Here is a 3,530-nt window from a genome sequence, read left to right on the forward strand (position 1 = left end):
CTGCCCGCGGAGGCAAGGCGGTGCCGGTGAAGATCCCCATCGCCCGACCGCTCGTCGGGGAGGAGGAGGTCGAGGCCGTCGCCCGCGTGATGCGGTCGGGGATGCTGGCCCAGGGATCGGTCGTCACCGATTTCGAATCGCGCTTTGCGGAGTACTGCGGTGCCCGGCACGCGGTCGGTGTCAACTCCGGGACGGCGGCGCTTCATGCGGCCCTCCTTGCCGCGGGCATCGGGCCCGGCGACTCGGTGATCGTCCCGGCGTTCACGTTCTTTGCGACGGCGTCAAGCGTCTCGATGTGCGGGGCGACCCCCCTCTTTGCGGACGTCGACCCTGCGACATTCAACATCGACCCGGAATCGATCGCGGCCCTCGTCCGGCCCGACACCCGGGCAATCGTCGGGGTCCACCTCTTCGGGCAGCCGTTCGATGTCGCCGCAGCCCGCGATCTCTGCGATGACCATGATCTTACCCTGATCGAAGACGCGGCCCAGGCGCACGGCGCGGAGTATCACGGGAGAAGGGCGGGGAGCCTTGCCGACATCGGCTGCTTCTCGTTCTACCCGACAAAGAACATGACCACCGGGGAAGGGGGCATGGTCACGACCGACGACGACGCCCTTGCCGAGCGGGTCAGGCTCCTCATCAACCACGGGCAGAGCAAGAAATACCTTCATACTGTCATCGGGTACAACTACCGGATGACGAACATCGACGCCGCGATCGGCCTCGTGCAGACCGGCCGGGTGGAGGGGTTCAACGAGCGCCGGAGAGAGAACGCTCGTTATCTCGACCGCCACCTTGCAGGTTCAGGGCTCGTCACGCCCCATGTTGCACCGGGCGTCCGGCACGTCTACCACCAGTACGTGGTGAAGGTCCCCTCCGGTTACCCGCTTGCGCGGGATGCGTTCATGAGCGCTCTTTCCGAGCAGGGGATCGGGACCGCCGTCCACTACCCCATCCCCGTCAACCGGCAGCCGGTCTACCAGAGCGAAAACGCCTCCTGTCCGGTCGCCGACGACCTTGCGGCATCGGTCGTGAGCCTGCCGGTCCACCCCTCGGTGACGGACGAAGAACTGGCGTACATCTGCGACGCGGTCCGGGAACTCTCCTGATTGAAAAGATGAAGGGCCAAATGCTCTTTGTTTTTTTGAAGGTACACATCATCACGTTTGCTAGCGGCCAGGAAGGCCTCCTTTGCAAGCCGTAGGCCGCCAGAGAACGCTCTCCAGAATCTGGCGGCGAGGCGTGACCTGATTTTATAGGAGAGAGTAAATATAAGATTTTACTGGAGCGATATAGTTATCTGTGCCGCAGGGGGATATTTTAATATCAGAGACCACACCGCGGCAGGACGGGTAAGGCACGGTGCCTCGGAAAGTCTCCAAACGTCGGGCGCACCCGGGGCATCAGGAGGAGCACATGCAAAATCTTCTTGTAAAGATCACTAATAGAAGCGCAAAAATTGGAATTATTGGTCAGGGTTACGTCGGTCTCCCGCTTGCAATGGCTTTTGCACGGAAGTTTACCGTTTACGGCTACGACGTCTGTTCAGGCACCGTCGAGCGGCTCCGGGCAGGGATGTCTCACATCCAGGACGTTCCGGACGCGCAACTCTCCCTGTATCTTGGACAGACTTATTTCCCAACCTCCGATCCCGAAGACCTTCACCAGTGCGATTTCCTCATCATCTGCGTCCCAACACCGCTATCGGAAGACAAGATCCCGGATCTAAGTTGCATAAAGGATGCCTGTTCGACCCTCAAAACCATTCTGCATCAGGGGCAGTTTGTCATCCTGGAGAGCACAACTTTCCCGGGGACGACTGACGAGGTGGTTGTTCCAATCCTCGAAGAGACCGGACTCGTCGCCGGCAGCGACTTCGGCATCGCCTACTCTCCAGAGCGGGTAGACCCCGGGAACAAGCAGTATCCCATCGATAAAGTACCAACGATTGTCGGCGGGATAAGCGCCGAATGTACCAACGTGGCCGCCGCCTTCTACGGGAGTATCATGGACAGGATTGTCCCGGTTCGGGATGCCCGCACGGCAGAAGCCGTGAAGATGATGGAGAACATCTTCAGGAACGTCAACATCGCCCTGGTCAATGAGATGGCTCTCATCTTCGAACGGATGGACATCGACACCTGGGAAGTGATCGACGCTGCGGCCACCAAACCCTACGGTTTCATGCCCTTCTATCCAGGCCCTGGCATCGGCGGTCACTGCATTCCGCTCGACCCCTACTACATGTCTTACCGGGCGAAGAAATACGGTTTCATCCCCCGCTTCATCGAAACCTCCGGGGAGATCAACGAGTTCATGAAGATGCACACCGTCAACCTCATCGAGAAGGGGCTCAGGCAGGTCGGCAAGCGGGTTTACGGTGCAACGGTCGCTGTGATGGGGCTCGCCTACAAGAAGAACATCAACGACCCCCGGGAGTCGCCTTCCATCAAGATCGTCGAAGAACTCGCAAACCTCGGGGCCAGCATGCAGGTCTACGACCCGTTCGTCCCCTCCCTCGCAACGAAGGCAGGTGTGTTTACCTCGGCGGAGAGCATCGAAGTGGCGCTTTCCGGGGCCGATTGTGCAGTATTCCTTGTGGACCACGATGTCTTCAGAAGGCTGGACACAGGGTATATCGGGAGTTGTATGAATACCCCCGTTCTTGTAGATTGTAAGAACCTCTTCCAACAGAAAGACGGGATCGTATACCTCTGTATCGGAAAAGGCGAGTGAAACCCGGTAACTCCCAGCACGGAATGGACCATATTTTTCAGGATTAACGCTAGTGTCATGCCTGCACGACCTCCGCCAAAAATCGGGTAGAATAGCCACATAGAGGACGGCACTGAAACCATGCTGTGACAACTGCAGGGTCAGAACCCAGGGCTCCACAGATCCCGTTTTGCGCACATGGTCACGCGCACACCCGGTGCAAATCGACCTTTCGGGATAGATTTTCCGATAGAGGAGAGGAGAAAGAGAGGTATTTTCATCATACCTGCTAAATAATAAATAGTAAACCATTAAATTGATATTATGCTCTTGTGGATCGGCATAGGGCTTATCGTTGCTGCAGTCGCCCCATACGTAGTATACCTTGTCGGGATCAATATAGGGCGGAAACCGGATAAACTGCATGTCCCTCTCGAATATCCTGCCATCAGCATCATCATCTCTGCATATAACGAAGCGGCTGTGATCACGGAGCGGGTCCAGAATATCCTTGCATCTTCCTATCCGGTAGACCGATACGAGGTGATCTTCATCGATGACTGCTCGTCCGACAATACAAGACGGATTGCAGAAGAAGCCTTCACGGAGGCGGGAATTACTCACCGCATTATTGCCAATACCGAGCGTCTAGGGACGAACCGCTCATACAACAGAGCAATGAGCCTGGCTCGTTACCCGATCATCGTCACAACGGATGCCGATGTCTTCTTCGAGCGTGACGCTCTCGCATACCTCATTGCCCGGTTGATAAGCGACGATCGGATTGCCGCAGTCTGCGGGGATCTTCATCC

The 3,530-nt window shown here is 57.3% G+C and carries 3 protein-coding genes; all 3 read left to right on the plus strand.

The features are described from left to right. The first annotated feature begins 26 nt into the window (after positions 1-26). The gene (locus tag GXX82_07025) at positions 27-1,112 is read left to right on the plus strand and encodes a DegT/DnrJ/EryC1/StrS family aminotransferase (protein ID NLT22783.1); all 1,086 of its coding nucleotides are present in this window, start codon (positions 27-29) and stop codon (positions 1,110-1,112) included. 307 nt (positions 1,113-1,419) lie between these two features. Next, complete coding sequence (locus GXX82_07030; GenBank protein NLT22784.1) at positions 1,420-2,739, plus strand: nucleotide sugar dehydrogenase; 1,320 nt, start codon at positions 1,420-1,422, stop codon at positions 2,737-2,739. Positions 2,740-3,042: 303 nt separating this feature from the next. Then, positions 3,043-3,530 (plus strand): glycosyltransferase (locus tag GXX82_07035; protein NLT22785.1); only part of this gene is annotated, 488 nt, incomplete at its 3' end.

The organism is Syntrophorhabdus sp. (assembly GCA_012719415.1).
Classification (GTDB): Bacteria; Desulfobacterota; Syntrophorhabdia; order Syntrophorhabdales; family Syntrophorhabdaceae; genus Delta-02.

Coding starts and splice junctions, on each gene's coding strand:
- GXX82_07030 (NLT22784.1), top strand. CDS start 1,420: ATGCAAAATCTTCTTGTAAAGATCACTAATAGAAGCGCAAAAATTGGA.